Here is a 14,899-nt window from a genome sequence, read left to right as displayed (position 1 = left end):
TCCGATTATGAGGCGGTAATTTCACCTGACTCTAGAGCTAAACGAGACAGGAGAAACAATAATGACGATGGTAGCATACGCACGTGTAAGTTCGGTTGGGCAAAGCTTAGAAGTCCAGATCGAAAATCTCAAAAATGCAGGCTGTGAGAAGGTTTTCTCGGAAAAGCAGAGCGGAACTTCGGCGACCAATAGAATGGCGCTACAAGAGGCTCTAGAATGGCTTAGAGAAGGTGATACACTAGTAGTAACTCGTCTTGATAGGTTGGCGCGATCTGGCAAAGATTTACATGACATCATTCACCAGCTTTCGAAAAAGAAAGTTGGCTTCCAATGCCTACAGCAGGACGCTGTAGATACCACAACATCGATGGGTAAACTGGTATTGGGAATTCTTGGCGCTGTAGCTGAGTTTGAAACCGACATCCGAAAAGAGCGTCAACGTGAGGGCATAGAAAAAGCTAAGAAGCGCGGTGTGTACAAAGGTCGCCCAGCCAGCATCAATGCCGAAAAGGTCCGAGAGCTCAAATCGGCTGGTATGGGTGGCGCTGCGATTGCCAAAGAGATGGGCATTGGGCGAGCCAGTGTATATCGATTGCTCAATGGGACATGAAACCATGTTCTGAAACGATATCTTGATTTCAAGTTATCGTTTCGTAGGACAATTGTTGCTCCGCACTGAACCTAGCAATAATTCTCGACAATCTGTCTTTCATAGCTGCGATAGTGATTGTCGCTACCTTGATTGTCTACCCATACAACAAGTTTGCCGTCGTCAGTCTTTATGACAGCTACAGGTCTATAGCCTGTGTAAGCGCCGTAGGAATTTTTCGCATTGAGACGATAACAAGCAAACCAACCTGACCATTTCTTTTTACCGAGCAATCCACGCTTTAATACCACAAGTTCATGACGCGCCGGTGTTATCAGCTTTATTTTTACGGAGTCGGGGTCTTTTGTGTTGATGTCCAACCAGTCTCTGAAGTGCGGAGTCAAATCAACGCTCTCTTGAGTTGACTTGTGAACATCCTCAACTTTTGAATCTTCCATGGTAGTTGCCGGCAAATCGCTTTGCTGTGTTGTGAAGAATGATGCGATCAACGCAAAAGAGAGAATTTTCATAATGCCTCCGTGTTTCAAATAAGAGGCTAACCCGACACTAGCCGGGCGTTAGTAACCTAGACTCTCGCATAGGCGCTGCCGCTTTTAGGCAGAGCCTTGGACATGGCGACAGCCACCCGGCCACACGATGTGACCGGCCGAGAGTTCAGAGGTTACTAAGCCTCACACCCAGGATTTACCGGATGCTCAATTTTTGTAACTCGCTTAACTGATTGGAGCAAGGGTTGGCTTCTTGAATTCCTTACATCCGCAATATCCCGAAAGCGGACGTTACTGATCGTCTGTGTTCGCTCGCTTCACCAGCCACCAAACGATCAGACCTGAAACGACGGCAGTGGCGATTGATGGTAAAAGAACCTGAGTCAAAAACCCTTTTTCACAAGTAGTATCTGGTGCGCAGTGTCCCAATGCGTCGACCAATAGTAGAAAAATGAACACCGGTATGCCAACTATTGCGGCGACAACGCAGCCCCATCTATCTTCTGGGCTGGCATCGCTTTTATATCCGTCATCACGCATAACTTGATCGTAACGAGTTTCTTATTGTCCGCAATATCCCGAAAGCGGACATTGGCAGATCCACTATTTATCTGATTTATTCTAGTCGGTTTTCTTTTTCCGAACAGTTTTCAGAAGCCACATCGACAAGATTATCCAAGGGCTGATTATGATCGTCCAGTAGATGCAAAAGAGAACAATCCCGTCGGTCTCGCTGGGAAGCTGAAAAATGTTCGTCCAAGGTGATCCAGCAAAACCAATCATCAAAATCAGCAGCAAAATGCTCAATGGGGCACAAACAATTACGACGAGTAGGCTGATCTTACCAACGAGCGTTTCCATTCGGACACTTTAAACAATTATTGAGCTGCTTCCAGTGTAGAGTAAATAAGCCGGCTGACGACTCTAATGTCCGTTACATCCCGATCTCGGTCATTGATGCGAATAATTTGGTTCGCCGAGATTGGATGCGGTTTGCGCCGGCCCCGTCTGCCGTAAACTAGGGGTGGGAGCGGACATTAAGGATCACGCTGTTCCATGACGTGCAGGCTCTGCTCAGAACGGATATTGAAATCCTATTGTATCAAAAGTGGCGTGGTCCCCGAAAGGGAACGCTGGGCGTTTCGGGCCGTCAAAACAACCAATAGATCGTTGGTGTCAACGCCAATCCAAATGTCACCGTGTTTTTGAAAATCAATTCTTTCCTGCTTCTTCCAGGTCCCATCTTGCATTTGATAGAGCCAGATATAGGAAACACTCCATAGATTTCCGTTTTCGGTCATTGCCAGATCAAAAAAAGGTTCATGAGCATGTAGTGGTTCTTGGTGGTTGCGAATTGTACGAATATAGCGAACCAGCTTCTTCAAAAGAGGATCGCGGCTTTTGCTGAAAAGTAACTCCACATCATTGCCACAAACCTGCGTTAGTTGGCCAAATGTAGACCAATGGGAAATTCCCTGGGCTCGGATCAAACATCCTGGATTTGCGTTTGAATTGACCAATCCGGTGATCGCTGTGCAGGGATCAAGATCTTCAATTTCGCAATCTTTGCGGCCAGATCGATCTCCCGCCCATCCAACCGATCCACTCTGCAAGTTTATGACATACAGGTCACCGCCAAGCTCGCCAGCATTGATGCCAACATAGAGATACTTGCCGTCATCTGAAACGATGGCATCAGAAACCCAGTCCCTGATCATCTGTTTGCCTCCTATGGGCTGATCAAGTATTATTTGATCCCATTTCGATCGATCTGGATCGAATAAAAGGATCTTTCGCTGAGCAACGACGACTGGAGTATCGTTGTGGATTGCGAGTGCGATGGGTCGTTCGCTTGTACCGAATGGCATTTTGTCAATTTCAACGATTTCTTGGTTCTTAAAAGTGCTAAGCGTAAACTCTCCTGGCGGCAATTCATCCTCGTACTTAATGTCATCAAGCAATCCAGTCGCAGACAATATCCAGATTTGATCGTCTGATTTTTCCACATCGATCACAGATTCAGCCTTGAGCAGCCGTGCATCCCAGTTGCTGCGATCATAGGCGAACAGCGAACCTACATTGTTGTAGAGCAATAACTCGCCGCCAGCGATTACCCCACCTTCAATATGGCTACCGATCTCTTTGTTCTCGCGCACATCATCAAAATTGAGCTCAGAATAATAATCTACCGGCCATCCATTGTAGAAGCTGTATAGGTTGAGTGCCAACCCCACCGACAGCAGCACTTTAAAGAATTTGGGTATGTAGGACTCAGGCTCCCGGCGGACCATCGCACGGCGATAAATCCACCACCATGATGCGCCAGCTATCACTCCGCAAATCGAGAGATAAAGCGCTTCATATTCCGCTCGGTCCAAAGCCAACAAACCCAATGGCAGAAGGCCGCAAATAAGGACATGTCCCCACAGACTTTCTTTCTGGGCAAGTGATTGCATGAACGTCGAAACCAATAAAATAAGTGCAGTCCAGATCAGCGATGCGACGGCGAATACTGCGATCCCTATCCAATGGCCCTCATCATTGTTGATGAAAAGATCACCAAACTCATATAGCCCGAACTCGTCGGTGTATGAGCTGCGTTCAAGGGCCAAGACCAACAGCAGAGAGCTCCAACAGGCCGCCAAGCAGATCAAAAAAGCCGTTGCGGCTCTCCAGTTTTTTACCAATTTGAGCATCTAACATGATCCTACATCGGTGCCGTCATAAATGTCTAGAGTTGGGTCGGAGCCGGAAGTTCCTGAAACGCGAACCACAACGTCTGCTTTGTCGGTATTGCCGACTAAATGCAGACATTCTGCTGACGGCCCAATTGCGGTCGTTAAAGACGGTCTAAGTTAGTGTCCGCTTTCGGGATATAGTAGCCACAACTCTAGTGTCCGCTATGGGCGCAGAAGCGGACATTAGCTTGTTTTCGGCGGGTTACAGAACGATAAATATTTTGGTACACCAATATGCATGTTCCAAAAGATAAAGCGCGCTCTGGCCCATTCATCCGCAGTTGTTGCATTTCGCGATTCCATGCGGGAGAGCGACCTTGTTTCTGCACGAATGCATTACTTAAAATTTCAAGAGAGCGAAATCCCGCGTCATATCGCAATGGGCGCTAGGCTTCACCTGGAGGAACGCGATTTCGACAAGGCCAAGATATTATTGAAACAGGCACTTGAAGCCGCTGCACAGAAAAAGGCGAAACATAACAGATACATATGTGAGTATTGCGAATACTATCTTAGTCGGATGAACGGAGATGAGAATGCCGCAGACTATAGACTTAATGCTCTCGCTATGAAGCCTTCCTCTTCACTCTTTGACGCGTTGCCTTTGTTCAGACGCGAAAAATTTGAAGATCGAAACATGGTGGAAGCGAAGCGCCTAGCCGAAAAGATTAAGCCGTAAATCCAATGTCCGCTTTCGGGATATTGCGGCCATTGGCAGCCCTGTCATGGGCTACTTCAGTGGATTTCCGTCCGCATCCAGCATTCGGCGATAAATAAACGATCGAGTGGGCCCTTTACTCACCTCACATGTCACAAGATCAACTTTTCGATGCCCTCTGAATCCAGTCATGACAGTCTGATCATCATTGATGGTCAAGCCAATACCAACCCACATATCCACCGGGCATTTACAATACATCGGCCATCGTAAGCGAATGAGATGTGCGCCGTGAACCAGATCACCCAAAACCGTTGCTGAAAAATCGATTTCTTCGGCATAGTGGGCATAGTCTGATGTTTGCTTTGTATGACGAGAGGTGAGCTTGGAACCATCATGGGTTAGATAGAGGATGCGATTATCGCCATATTTCCAATATCCAGTAAGATCATGTTGAGTGCTGTTGGCACTATTGGCCATTACAATTTGAGGAAGAAATGCAAGGGATGCCAATAACATCAAAATTCGCCTGATCATGCCGCCCCCATTCTTATTGAAATGGTCTAACACACCTTTCGGCCTCCACAATGCGGTAGATCACACAACTCGAGGAACTGTTCACCGACGTTGCAATCCTCAAACGTCCGCTTTCGGGATATTGCGGACATAATATGAAAGTTATTTCAGATGGACATGATCCATATAATTGTAAGGCTCTTGTTTGAGATCATCGCGACTGTTTTAGATCGGAAGTATGGATTATTGTCTGTTTGGGTTTTCGGAATCTTGTTCGTGACGGCTTTGATAGCCACTATAAGATTCTTGATTTGGTGATTATATTTGTCGGAGTGTTCTAATGCCCGCTTTCGGGTCGTTAGCCGACTGACAGCTTCTGTTTTCCTAACGTCGGCTTTTGCGCCCATAGCGGACACTAGCCTAATAACTTTCTTCTCAAATTGATACTATCAACGAGATTGACAAACGAAGACCATGTCGGCTGGTTGTGCCACCAATGTAGCTATCACTCCTCCATCGCGCATCCAGAAGTTCGAACCGATGGATGTCACGAGTTGGGCGCTACAATGACTTGCAAAATTGGTCGGGACCAGAGGAGACGGTACCGGCACTGCACCGCGACATCTCAAAGTGCTTGTTGTGCGAAGCTAATTCATTGCATTTTTCTTAACTGGTGAAATGTGATCCTCATGTTGCATCTATGTTGCATGGACTAGCCGTCACTTGTTGGAATTGACTGGAATTCCAAGGAATTACACTGCAATAAATTGCAACAAGGCCCAAAACATAGCTTTTCTTTAAGCTGTTGTATTAGAAAGAAAATACTGGATCCCCCGTGAGGATTCGAACCTCAATTGACGGAGTCAGAGTCCGTAGTCTTACCATTAGACGACAGGGGAATACCGGGGCGCGCAATAGGCTGGGTCGTCGGTGGGGTCAAGGCTTTTTGATTGGTCTGCTTGCGGCCTCGGGCGATCGGGGCCAGCAATGCTAAACTCTTGCACATTTGCGGGCGGATGGTTATCTCTGTCGGCAAGTACCGGCGGTATTATCCGCTTCGGAGAACATAAGAGTAACGGTCATGGCGGATGAAGCATCCCCATCGCCGCAAAGACAAGACGGCGGAAAATCCGCAAGGATGGCCCGCCCGAAAGCTGCGGCGACACATAAAAACAGAGGGCGAAATGCGTCCTCAACCCCTCATAATGGCTCCCGGTGGCCTAAACTCCGGTCCTATGCCGCCATTGATCTCGGCACCAATAACTGCCGCCTGCTGGTGGCTAAGCCGTCAGCCGACGGGTTTATCGTGACCGATGCCTTCTCCCGGGTTGTCCGGCTTGGCGAAGGGTTGGGCGAAACCGGACGGATCAGCAATCGGGCGATGGATCGCGCGGTCGCTGCGCTGTCAATCTGCGCAGACAAGCTCAAGCGGCGCAATGTCACGCTGGCGCGATCGGTTGCGACCGAAGCGTGCCGGCGGGCCAGCAATGGTGATAAATTTATCGACCGGGTGCGCGACGAGACTGGTATCGTGCTCGACGTCATCACCGCCGAAGAAGAAGCGCGTCTGGCGGTCCTCGGCTGTCAGATCTTGCTCGAGCCGGGAGATGGCCCGGCCTTGATTTTCGATATTGGCGGCGGCTCGACCGAGCTGGTGCTAGTCGATACGGCGGGCAGCGCACCCAAGATTATCGACTGGCTGAGTGCGCCGTGGGGCGTCGTTTCGCTGACCGAAAGCGAGAAATTTGATGGCGAATGTCCCCAGGCGCGGCAGCAGGCTTTTTGCAACATGCGGGAGCGGGTCAAGCAGAGCTTTGCCGAATTTGCCGCCCGTTTGCCGCGATCCGATCAATCCGATTATCGGCTTCTGGGGACCAGCGGAACGGTGACCACCCTGGCGAGCCTGCATCTCAAACTGCCGCATTATGACCGGAAGGTCATCGATGGGCTGATCGTACCGAGCGATTCCATGCGGGAAATCAGCGCCATGCTGGCCGCCTGTTCGCCAGCCGAACGGGCGGAGATCCCGTGTATTGGCAAGGAGCGCGCCGATCTTGTCGTTGGCGGCTGTGCCATTCTCGATTCCATTCTCGATATCTGGCCCGCAAGCCGCGTCGGCGTCGCCGATCGTGGTATCCGCGAAGGCATTTTGCGGTCGCTGATGTCCTCGCATGAGCAGAAACGGGCATGAGCCGCGGACGCTCCGGCCACAAGCAGCGCGTGAAAACCGCGAAAGGGCGCAAAATCGGTTCAACCCGCTGGCTCGAGCGGCAATTGAACGACCCCTATGTCAAACAGGCCAAGGCCGATGGCTATCGCTCCCGCGCCGCTTATAAATTGCTCGAACTGGACGAACGGTTCAAATTTGTGCGCCATGCCAAAGCGGTGGTCGATCTCGGGATCGCGCCTGGCGGTTGGGCGCAAGTCGTGCGGAAATTTGCCCCGCAGGCTGCGATTGTCGGCATTGACCTGTTACCGGTCGACGCGATTGAAGGCGTGACCCTGTTCGAAATGGACTTCATGGACGACAGCGCGCCCGACAAGCTGATCACCGCTTTGGGCGGCGCGCCGGATCTGGTCTTGTCGGACATGGCGGCGAATACCGTCGGCCATCAACAGACCGATCATTTGCGGACCATGGGTCTGGTCGAGGCCGGTGCCTATTTTGCGGTCGAAAACCTGCAGACCGGTGGAAATTTTGTCGCCAAAGTTCTGGCCGGCGGCACCGACAATGAGTTGCTGACCTTGCTCAAGAAGCATTTCAAGACCGTCAAGCACGCCAAACCGCCTGCCAGCCGCAAAGGCTCATCGGAATGGTATGTAGTGGCCCAGGGCTTCAAGGGGCGGTCGGACGACTCCTAGCCTCGCCAAAGTTCACACAATTCACACCCAGTCTGGTGCCTGAAAGCGCGCAGCTACTTCGATCCGCGCGCCTTGGCGATCATGTCCTTGAGCCCGTCATAGCCAACGGCGCCGACTTCGGACTGATTGCCGATCACGAAAGCCGGCGTGCCGGTAAACTGCAACTGGCGGGCCATTGCGATATTATTCTGCAATTCCTTCTGTGCCTCGGCGGTCGCAATAAAAGCGCGCGCAGCCGCCATATCCAGACCAACTTCTTTCGCGGCATTTTCAATAGTCGAGGGAGAAGGGCGCCCGGTGGCGAACATTGTTTTGTGGAATGCATAATATTTATTCTGTTTGGCAGCAGCCAATGCCATCAGCGCAGCGTCGTTGCTGGCTTCACTCAGTATCGGCAGTTCCCGGAATACTACCTTGATATTCTTGTCTTCCTTGAGCAGACGATCAATATCCGCGCTGGTCTGCTTGCAATAGGGGCAGGCGAAATCGGAATATTCGACGATCACGACATCGCCATTGGGATTGCCGGCAAAAGCGGTTCCATTGAACGGCGCCTCGATTCCGGAGCGAATTTCATTAATTGCCTGGGCTTTCTGGCGATTTTGCAAAATTTCAACAGCTTCCGGGATAATCTCGGGATTTTCGAGAATATAGTTTCGCACGATCGCCTGAATTGCGGCTTGCTCCTTGGCATCAATGCCGGCGTCGCGCGCGGCCTCGGCGGCCGTATCAGCTGCGCTTGAGCTTCCGCTTTGCATGAACCACACGGTTGCTGCTGCCGCTATGGCCAATCCGCCACCTGCCATAATCATCCACTTTCTGTTTGTGCTGTTTTCCACTGGGACCCAATCTATTTTCTACCGCTTCCTTGTCGGAGCTTCGCCTGGTTGTCCAGAATTGTTACGGATTGCTATTGGAAAAACGGATATCGCGACCGCGGCCAGATTACCGACGCCGGCCTTTGTTGCGCTCAAATTCGCTTTTCGCGATCAACGAGATATCCTGTGCCCGAATCCAGTCGGGCGTGTTTTCCTTGATCCCGGCCATCGCGACTTGCGAGCTGCGGATGGCTCCGCCATAATTGCGCTGCAAAAGCGCGCTTTCCGCCGTGGCGAGCTGCGCGCGGGCGGTGTCGCCGCGTTGTGAATAGACGAGTCCCAGTTGATACCAGGCGAAGGGATTGCGGTTATCCTTGATGACCGCCGATTTGAGCACCCGTTCGGCTTCCTCGAAATGGGTTTCGTCTTCCGTTGCAATCAGCGCGTGGCCGAAGAGACTGGCGATAAGCGGTTGATTGTTGGTCAGGCGAACCGCCTTGCGCAGCGAGTCCAGCGCCTTACGCGGTTGACCGGATTCGAGCAGGATCTGGCCATGAAGCTCCAGGAAATAGGGGTCGTTGGGATCGTCCTTGAGCAGGTTGTTCACTTCCATCAGCGCCCGGTCGGGATAGGCGCTCTTGTGCCATGCATAAGCGCGGGCATAGCGCGCCGGAACGGTTTGATCACGCTCCGGAAATTCCCGCAATGTCGTCGCCGGTTCGCTGGTAAAGCCGAGCAGCTTTGCCTTGACCCTTTGAAAGCGTCGCTCGATTTCAGGATCCGGGGGATTGTCCCACGCCGGATCAGCCTGATAAACGTCGCGCAGCAAGGTAACCCGTTCGCCCGACAGGGGGTGGGTTCGACCATAGCTGTCTTCCTGCGGAATGCCGAGACGGAATTCGTAATTTTGCAGCTTCTTGAAAAAATCGATGGAGCCTTTTCCGGAGATTCCGGCGGCCGACAAATAGCGCGCGCCGGCAGAGTCCGCGCTGCGTTCCTGGACTCGGCTGAAAGCGAGGAACTTGCCGGTTGCGGCCTGTTGCCCTGCCGCCAATATGCCTGCGCCGGCTTCTCCGGCACCAGCGGCAATCGCCGCCGCGCCAAGGATCAGGCTTAAAATAGTGACGCCGGTCGCGGTTTCGAGACCCTCGTTGAAACGAATGATATGGCCGCCGGTAATATGACCGAGCTCATGGGCCATAATGCCCTGTATCTCGATCGCACTGTCCGCCGCGGCGATGGTACCGGAATAGAAAAACATCCGTTGCCCGCCAGCGACAAAGGCGTTGATTTGCTTGTCGTTGATCAGGATGACTTCAACATCATCGGCATCGAGCTCGGAAACCGCCACCAGCGGGGCGACCATGTCGCTGAACAGGGCTTCGGTTTCAGCATCGCGCAAGATGGATTGCGCAGCAACCGGTTGAACGGCGATCGCAAACATCGCGAGCAATGTCGCGAATGACCGGATCAGAACCGCTGGATTGAGCCGGTTCAGGAGAGCAAATGGCAGATCAAGGGCAGGCGACATGAAGGTCCTTTAAATGTGGCTCTGTATAATCGAGACAGTGTCAGATTAAGGCTGAACCTGTGATGAAAATCCCCCTTCGGAAGGCTTCTGGCCTGTGCGACGAGGGCGGGTTTTGCTTTGCGCCAAACTCGCCCGTCTCGTCATCATCCAAATGTGCGTTGCCACCAGCCCTGCCGCGGCTTGCCGTCAGCGGTGGTCTCGGCACCTTCGGCAGCGCCATCCGCTTTTTCGGCTTTGTCAGCCTTGGCCTTGGCCGCAGGCTTTTTGGCTGCGGTCTTGCGGGCTGCCGGCTTGGCCGCTTTTTTGGGTTTGTCGTCGCTGGTCTCGGCGTCGGCATCAACCTTCTTGGTGCGGGTTCGCGGTGCCTTTTTGGCTACGGTCTTTTCCGCGGTTTCAGCATCGCCTGAAGCTGCAGTCTCGGCTTTCGCCTTGCGCGGGGCGCGGCGCCGTTTGGGTTTTTCTTCCGCATCGGCTGCTGGTTGTTCCGCGTCCGCTTCTGCTTCCGGTTCCACCTTCTTGCGCGACCGGCTGGCCCGTTTGGGTTTTTCCGCCGGTTCGTCGGCCTTTGCTTCGCCGTCAGGGCTTGCTTCGCCGTCATCAGCGGCCTTCGGCTTGCGATTGCTGCCGCCGCGAGACCGACGCTTCGGTTTGTCTTCGTCGGTCTTTTCCGCGTCGCTATTGTCATCCGGAGCGGCATTGCTGGCCGCTTTGCCGGAGTCCGCTTGGTCGGATTCGTCCGCAGCTTTTGCATTGCCGCGCTCCGTATTTTCGGAACGATCGCTGCCGCGACCCCGGCGACCACGCCGCCGCCGGCGTTTGCGGGGACGCTCTTCGCCATCGTCTTCCTGCGCAGTGTCGATGATATCATCATCGTCATCTTCATCGACAATCGGCTCGAATTTGGGTGCATTTTTGGGAGGACCGCCGGAGCCTTTGACTTCCATGCGGGCGCCTTCATCCTGGCCATCAGGAGTGATTTCAACCGAAACGGCATAGCGCTTTTCGATATCGTCAATCTCATGCCGTTTGCTGTTCAGCACGTAGATGGTTGCTTCCTGGCTGGCCGTCAATGTGATCTTGCTGGCTTTGCCCTTGGCGGCTTCTTCCTCGATCAGACGGAGCGCGGAAAGCGCAGAGGACGAAGCCGTCCGCACCAGGCCGGTGCCTTCGCAATGCGGACAAACCCGGGTCGAGGCCTCGAGAACACCGGTGCGCAGCCGCTGGCGGCTCATCTCGAGCAGCCCAAAGCTGGAGATCCGACCAACCTGAATGCGGGCACGGTCATTTTTCAACGCATCGCGCATCGCCCGTTCGACTTTGCGAATATTGCTGTGGCGATCCATGTCGATAAAGTCGATCACCACGAGCCCCGCCATGTCGCGCAAGCGCAACTGCCGAGCGATTTCCGCCGCGGCTTCAAGATTGGTTTTTACCGCAGTCGCTTCGATGCCATGTTCGCGTGTCGAGCGACCGGAGTTAATGTCGATCGAAACCAGCGCTTCGGTCGGATTGATCACCAGATAACCGCCGGATTTCAGCTGTACTTCAGGTTGATACATGGCCGATAGCTGATCTTCGACGCCATAGCGCTGGAATAGCGATACCGGATCGGCATAGCTTTTGACCCGCCGGCTGTGGCTTGGCATAAGCAGCTTCATGAAGTTCTTCGCCGCCGCATAGCCATCGGCGCCTTCGACCAGCACCTCTTCGATTTCGCGGTTGTAGATATCGCGAATGGCGCGTTTGACCAGATCGCTGTCGCTGTGGATCAGACTCGGAGCAACCGCGCCGAGAGTGTTCTCCCGAATTTCATCCCACAATCGTGCGAGATAATCGAAGTCGCGCTTGATTTCAGGCTTGGTGCGGGACAGGCCGGCGGTCCGTACGATACAGCCCATGGTGTTGGGCAGCTTGAGATCGGCGATAATCGATTTCAACCGTTTGCGGTCACCGGCATTGTTGATCTTGCGGCTGATACCCCCGCCATGGGAGGTGTTTGGCATCAGGACACAATAGCGACCGGCGAGGCTGAGATAGGTGGTGAGGGCAGCGCCTTTATTGCCGCGCTCTTCCTTGACCACCTGGACCAGCACGACTTGCCGCCGCTGGATAACGTCCTGAATCTTGTAGCGCTTGCGCAAGGCCATGCGTTTTTGCCGGGCCTGGTCGCTGGCTTTGGCTACATTGCCTTTGCCGCCACGGCCATTGCGACCACGATTGCGGCCTTTGCCGCGGCGTCCGCGGCCTTTATTGTCCGATTTGTCAGAGGCTTTGGACTCGTCGTCATCCGCTTCGGATTCGTCATTGTCGTCGTCCGCATCATCGTCGCTGTCGTCGTCGGCTTCTTCAGCCGGCACTTCGCCTTCGGTGACGTCGATCGTGTCTACGCTGTCGTCTTTCTCGACATCCTCGACGACATCGTCGAGCTCTTCCGTTGCCTCGGATGCGATGACATCGGCCGGGCCGTCGCCTTCTTCCTCTTCGCGTTCGCGCAATTCCGCCTCTTCAGCGGCATGCTCGGCCTCTTCCGCCAGCAACCGCTCGCGGTCTTCTTTCGGGATCTGATAGTAATCAGGGTGAATTTCGCTGAACGCCAAAAAGCCGTGCCGGTTGCCGCCATAGTCGACAAAGGCAGCTTGCAATGAGGGTTCTACGCGGGTGACTTTGGCAAGGTAGATATTGCCTTTTAGCTGTTTATGCTCCGAAGATTCAAAATCGAATTCCTCAATTTTGTTCCCTTTTACGACCGCCACTCGGGTTTCTTCCTGGTGGCGCGCGTCGATTAACATGCGCGTTGTCATTCAATATACTCCTGGCACGTCGCATCACCAGATTATCTGAGAGAGCATCTGGCGGGGACGTGCTATGTGAAAGGGATGACGTCTTCTTCCCGCGAAGGGCGGGCGGCGTCATCCGGTTTAATTCCAAATTATTCGAAAAAAATGCGTCTGCAGCAAATGCATGGCCCGGGCCGGTAGCCTGGGTCTTTCCGCTCAGATAATCGTTCCGCCAGATAATATGCTGGGGAACGGTTTCTGAACCGGAGATGTCATGTCTCATGCTGCTTCAACCTGTATAGTCCGGAATATGCCGGATCTTTTGTGCCGATTTGAGTATCGATTCAAACCGTAACGCGATGGTGCTAGCACCGCGAAGGCAGATCGGCAACACAAACTATCGTGCTTTCTGCAATGCGGGACACCGCGGCCCATGCTCTGCCTGTAACATGGTAAAAATGCCATTAACCCTGTCGTTTTACGCCTGCTTACGAAATTATCCTTAATAGCGTTTTTACCGTGAAGGATACCGAATTGCCGGGGGTAATGCGCTGATGAAATTTGACTGGACCGATGGCGCAGCTGCGTTGCATAAGGCGATCATGCCGTTTGCATCCCTCTTGGCGTCGTCCCTTTTGGCGTTGAATCCGGTTTCTGCCGGGTCGGTCAGTCGCATCGACGCGGGTGATCGCCAGATTACCGTCTCGTTCGACGATGTGGTCGAGGGCGCTTCGGCCTTTTCGCTGGTTGGTCCAGACCGGATTGCAGTCGACATAAAGGGCGGTAAAGCCGGGCGCGGTGGCCGGGCTTCGGGCATGATAAAATCGGTTCGCCAGGGTCAGTTCAATCCCAACACGGCGCGGATTGTGTTCGACCTTGACCGCCCCGCCATCGTGACAGGCGGCCGTTTTTCTGCTGATGGCCGAAGCCTCCAGCTCAACCTGCAAACCGTTGGAAAGCCGGGAATCAAGGCCAGCCGCAAATCCTTCTTGCCGCCAGCGCGGTTTCGGGCCGAGCCGCCCAAAAATCCTACAGCGTCAAAGTGCCGCTCGGCAAGCCGCAGGATTCAGTTGCCTTGCCCAAAATCTATGGCCCCAAGGATCCGAGCCGGCCGCTGGTCGTGATCGATGCCGGTCATGGCGGCCATGATCCCGGCTCGATATCTCCCCACGGCGGCAAATACGAGAAAAGCGTGGTTCTGGCGATCGCAAAGGAAGTGCGTGACCAGCTCGTGGCCAGTGGGCGGGTCCGGGTTGCGCTGACCCGGGAGACAGACAAATATCTGGTTCTCGAAGAGCGCTATGGCATTGCCCGGCGGCTCGATGCAGATCTGTTCATTTCGATCCATGCCGATGCGGCAGGCAATCAGTCGGCATCCGGCGCAACGGTCTATACGCTCTCCGAAGTGGCGTCCGACCGCGAAGCGGCCAAGTTGGCCGCCCGGGAGAACCGGTCGAACATCATCAATGGCGTCAACCTTGGTGGCGCCAATCAGGAGGTTTCCTCAATCCTCATCGACCTGACGCAGCGAGAAACGATGAACGTGTCCGCTGATTTTGCGAAACTGTTGATCCGCGAGGGGAGTCAGGCGATCAAGTTCCGGGCCAATCCGCATCGCTTTGCCTCGCTGGTCGTGCTCAAGGCGCCGGATACCCCTTCGGTTCTGTTCGAGAGCGGCTATCTCACCAACAAGGAAGATGTTGCGCTGCTCAGCTCGCGCGCTGGCCAATCAAGGGTGGCGATCGGAATATCCAATGCCGTTGAAGCCCATTTTGCGCGCAAGCTCGCCGCGCGATAGGCTAGCCAGCGCGTGGCTTCCCGGCGGGAGCAGGCCGATATTCGGCGCGAGATTGATGGCGCTTTGGTTGCGGGCTGTAGGATAAAAAAATTCGTCGATATTG

The 14,899-nt window shown here is 53.6% G+C and carries 13 protein-coding genes and 1 tRNA gene; 6 read left to right on the top strand and 8 right to left on the bottom strand.

The features are described 5' to 3' along the window. Positions 1 to 61: 61 nt before the first annotated feature. Positions 62 to 610, top strand: coding sequence for a recombinase family protein (locus ACZ1GS_RS11320; protein WP_472695292.1), 549 nt, complete (start codon positions 62 to 64; stop codon positions 608 to 610). A gap of 71 nt (positions 611 to 681) precedes the next feature. On the opposite strand, the gene ACZ1GS_RS11315 is transcribed toward ACZ1GS_RS11320, so the two are convergent. From ACZ1GS_RS11315 to ACZ1GS_RS11305, 3 genes are all read right to left on the bottom strand, one after another. Continuing rightward, on the bottom strand, positions 682 to 1,119 hold the full coding sequence (locus ACZ1GS_RS11315; protein WP_472695291.1) for a hypothetical protein: 438 nt from the start codon (positions 1,117 to 1,119) through the stop codon (positions 682 to 684). Positions 1,120 to 1,389: 270 nt separating this feature from the next. Continuing rightward, positions 1,390 to 1,638, bottom strand: coding sequence for a hypothetical protein (locus ACZ1GS_RS11310; RefSeq protein ID WP_472695290.1), 249 nt, complete (start codon positions 1,636 to 1,638; stop codon positions 1,390 to 1,392). A gap of 554 nt (positions 1,639 to 2,192) precedes the next feature. Next, positions 2,193 to 3,794 carry a hypothetical protein gene (locus tag ACZ1GS_RS11305; protein WP_472695289.1) on the bottom strand — a complete coding sequence of 534 codons (1,602 nt, stop codon included), beginning with the start codon at positions 3,792 to 3,794 and terminating at the stop codon, positions 2,193 to 2,195. A 280-nt stretch (positions 3,795 to 4,074) separates the two neighbouring features. On the opposite strand from ACZ1GS_RS11305, the gene ACZ1GS_RS11300 reads away from it, so the two are divergent. Continuing rightward, a complete protein-coding gene (locus ACZ1GS_RS11300; RefSeq protein ID WP_472695288.1) occupies positions 4,075 to 4,515 on the top strand; it encodes a hypothetical protein in 441 nt (146 codons plus the stop codon). Between the two features lie 51 nt (positions 4,516 to 4,566). Here ACZ1GS_RS11300 and ACZ1GS_RS11295 read toward each other — a convergent pair whose 3' ends face one another. Further along, positions 4,567 to 5,013 (bottom strand): PH domain-containing protein, encoded by a 447-nt coding sequence (locus tag ACZ1GS_RS11295; RefSeq protein ID WP_472695287.1) that lies wholly within the window; start codon positions 5,011 to 5,013, stop codon positions 4,567 to 4,569. Positions 5,014 to 5,835: 822 nt separating this feature from the next. Further along, positions 5,836 to 5,909: transfer RNA gene (locus ACZ1GS_RS11290), tRNA-Gln, on the bottom strand. Positions 5,910 to 6,091: 182 nt separating this feature from the next. Between ACZ1GS_RS11290 and ACZ1GS_RS11285 the strand changes: the two genes are divergently transcribed. Further along, complete coding sequence (locus ACZ1GS_RS11285) at positions 6,092 to 7,201, top strand: Ppx/GppA phosphatase family protein (RefSeq protein ID WP_472695286.1); 1,110 nt, start codon at positions 6,092 to 6,094, stop codon at positions 7,199 to 7,201. Next, the gene (locus ACZ1GS_RS11280; protein WP_472695285.1) at positions 7,198 to 7,872 is read left to right on the top strand and encodes an RlmE family RNA methyltransferase; all 675 of its coding nucleotides are present in this window, start codon (positions 7,198 to 7,200) and stop codon (positions 7,870 to 7,872) included. Before ACZ1GS_RS11285 ends, ACZ1GS_RS11280 begins: the two co-directional genes overlap by 4 nt. A 53-nt stretch (positions 7,873 to 7,925) precedes the next feature. Here ACZ1GS_RS11280 and ACZ1GS_RS11275 read toward each other — a convergent pair whose 3' ends face one another. The 3 genes from ACZ1GS_RS11275 to ACZ1GS_RS11265 form a co-directional block, all read right to left on the bottom strand. After that, on the bottom strand, positions 7,926 to 8,684 hold the full coding sequence (locus ACZ1GS_RS11275; RefSeq protein WP_472695284.1) for a DsbA family protein: 759 nt from the start codon (positions 8,682 to 8,684) through the stop codon (positions 7,926 to 7,928). Positions 8,685 to 8,817: 133 nt separating this feature from the next. After that, the gene (locus ACZ1GS_RS11270; protein WP_472695283.1) at positions 8,818 to 10,221 is read right to left on the bottom strand and encodes a M48 family metalloprotease; all 1,404 of its coding nucleotides are present in this window, start codon (positions 10,219 to 10,221) and stop codon (positions 8,818 to 8,820) included. A gap of 143 nt (positions 10,222 to 10,364) precedes the next feature. After that, positions 10,365 to 13,022 (bottom strand): Rne/Rng family ribonuclease, encoded by a 2,658-nt coding sequence (locus ACZ1GS_RS11265; RefSeq protein ID WP_472695282.1) that lies wholly within the window; start codon positions 13,020 to 13,022, stop codon positions 10,365 to 10,367. Between the two features lie 530 nt (positions 13,023 to 13,552). On the opposite strand from ACZ1GS_RS11265, the gene ACZ1GS_RS11260 reads away from it, so the two are divergent. Beyond that, positions 13,553 to 14,122 (top strand): AMIN domain-containing protein, encoded by a 570-nt coding sequence (locus ACZ1GS_RS11260; protein WP_472695281.1) that lies wholly within the window; start codon positions 13,553 to 13,555, stop codon positions 14,120 to 14,122. Further along, the gene (locus ACZ1GS_RS11255; protein ID WP_472695280.1) at positions 14,074 to 14,796 is read left to right on the top strand and encodes an N-acetylmuramoyl-L-alanine amidase family protein; all 723 of its coding nucleotides are present in this window, start codon (positions 14,074 to 14,076) and stop codon (positions 14,794 to 14,796) included. Before ACZ1GS_RS11260 ends, ACZ1GS_RS11255 begins: the two co-directional genes overlap by 49 nt. Positions 14,797 to 14,899 lie beyond the last annotated feature (103 nt).

This window comes from Parasphingorhabdus sp. W113 (genome assembly GCF_055693205.1).
This window is presented reverse-complemented; position numbering and strand designations above follow the sequence as displayed.

Coding starts and splice junctions, on each gene's coding strand:
- ACZ1GS_RS11320 (WP_472695292.1), top strand. CDS start 62: ATGACGATGGTAGCATACGCACGTGTAAGTTCGGTTGGGCAAAGCTTA.
- ACZ1GS_RS11315 (WP_472695291.1), bottom strand. CDS start 1,119: ATGAAAATTCTCTCTTTTGCGTTGATCGCATCATTCTTCACAACACAG.
- ACZ1GS_RS11310 (WP_472695290.1), bottom strand. CDS start 1,638: ATGCGTGATGACGGATATAAAAGCGATGCCAGCCCAGAAGATAGATGG.
- ACZ1GS_RS11305 (WP_472695289.1), bottom strand. CDS start 3,794: ATGCTCAAATTGGTAAAAAACTGGAGAGCCGCAACGGCTTTTTTGATC.
- ACZ1GS_RS11300 (WP_472695288.1), top strand. CDS start 4,075: ATGTTCCAAAAGATAAAGCGCGCTCTGGCCCATTCATCCGCAGTTGTT.
- ACZ1GS_RS11295 (WP_472695287.1), bottom strand. CDS start 5,013: ATGTTATTGGCATCCCTTGCATTTCTTCCTCAAATTGTAATGGCCAAT.
- ACZ1GS_RS11285 (WP_472695286.1), top strand. CDS start 6,092: ATGGCGGATGAAGCATCCCCATCGCCGCAAAGACAAGACGGCGGAAAA.
- ACZ1GS_RS11280 (WP_472695285.1), top strand. CDS start 7,198: ATGAGCCGCGGACGCTCCGGCCACAAGCAGCGCGTGAAAACCGCGAAA.
- ACZ1GS_RS11275 (WP_472695284.1), bottom strand. CDS start 8,684: ATGATTATGGCAGGTGGCGGATTGGCCATAGCGGCAGCAGCAACCGTG.
- ACZ1GS_RS11270 (WP_472695283.1), bottom strand. CDS start 10,221: ATGTCGCCTGCCCTTGATCTGCCATTTGCTCTCCTGAACCGGCTCAAT.
- ACZ1GS_RS11265 (WP_472695282.1), bottom strand. CDS start 13,022: ATGACAACGCGCATGTTAATCGACGCGCGCCACCAGGAAGAAACCCGA.
- ACZ1GS_RS11260 (WP_472695281.1), top strand. CDS start 13,553: ATGAAATTTGACTGGACCGATGGCGCAGCTGCGTTGCATAAGGCGATC.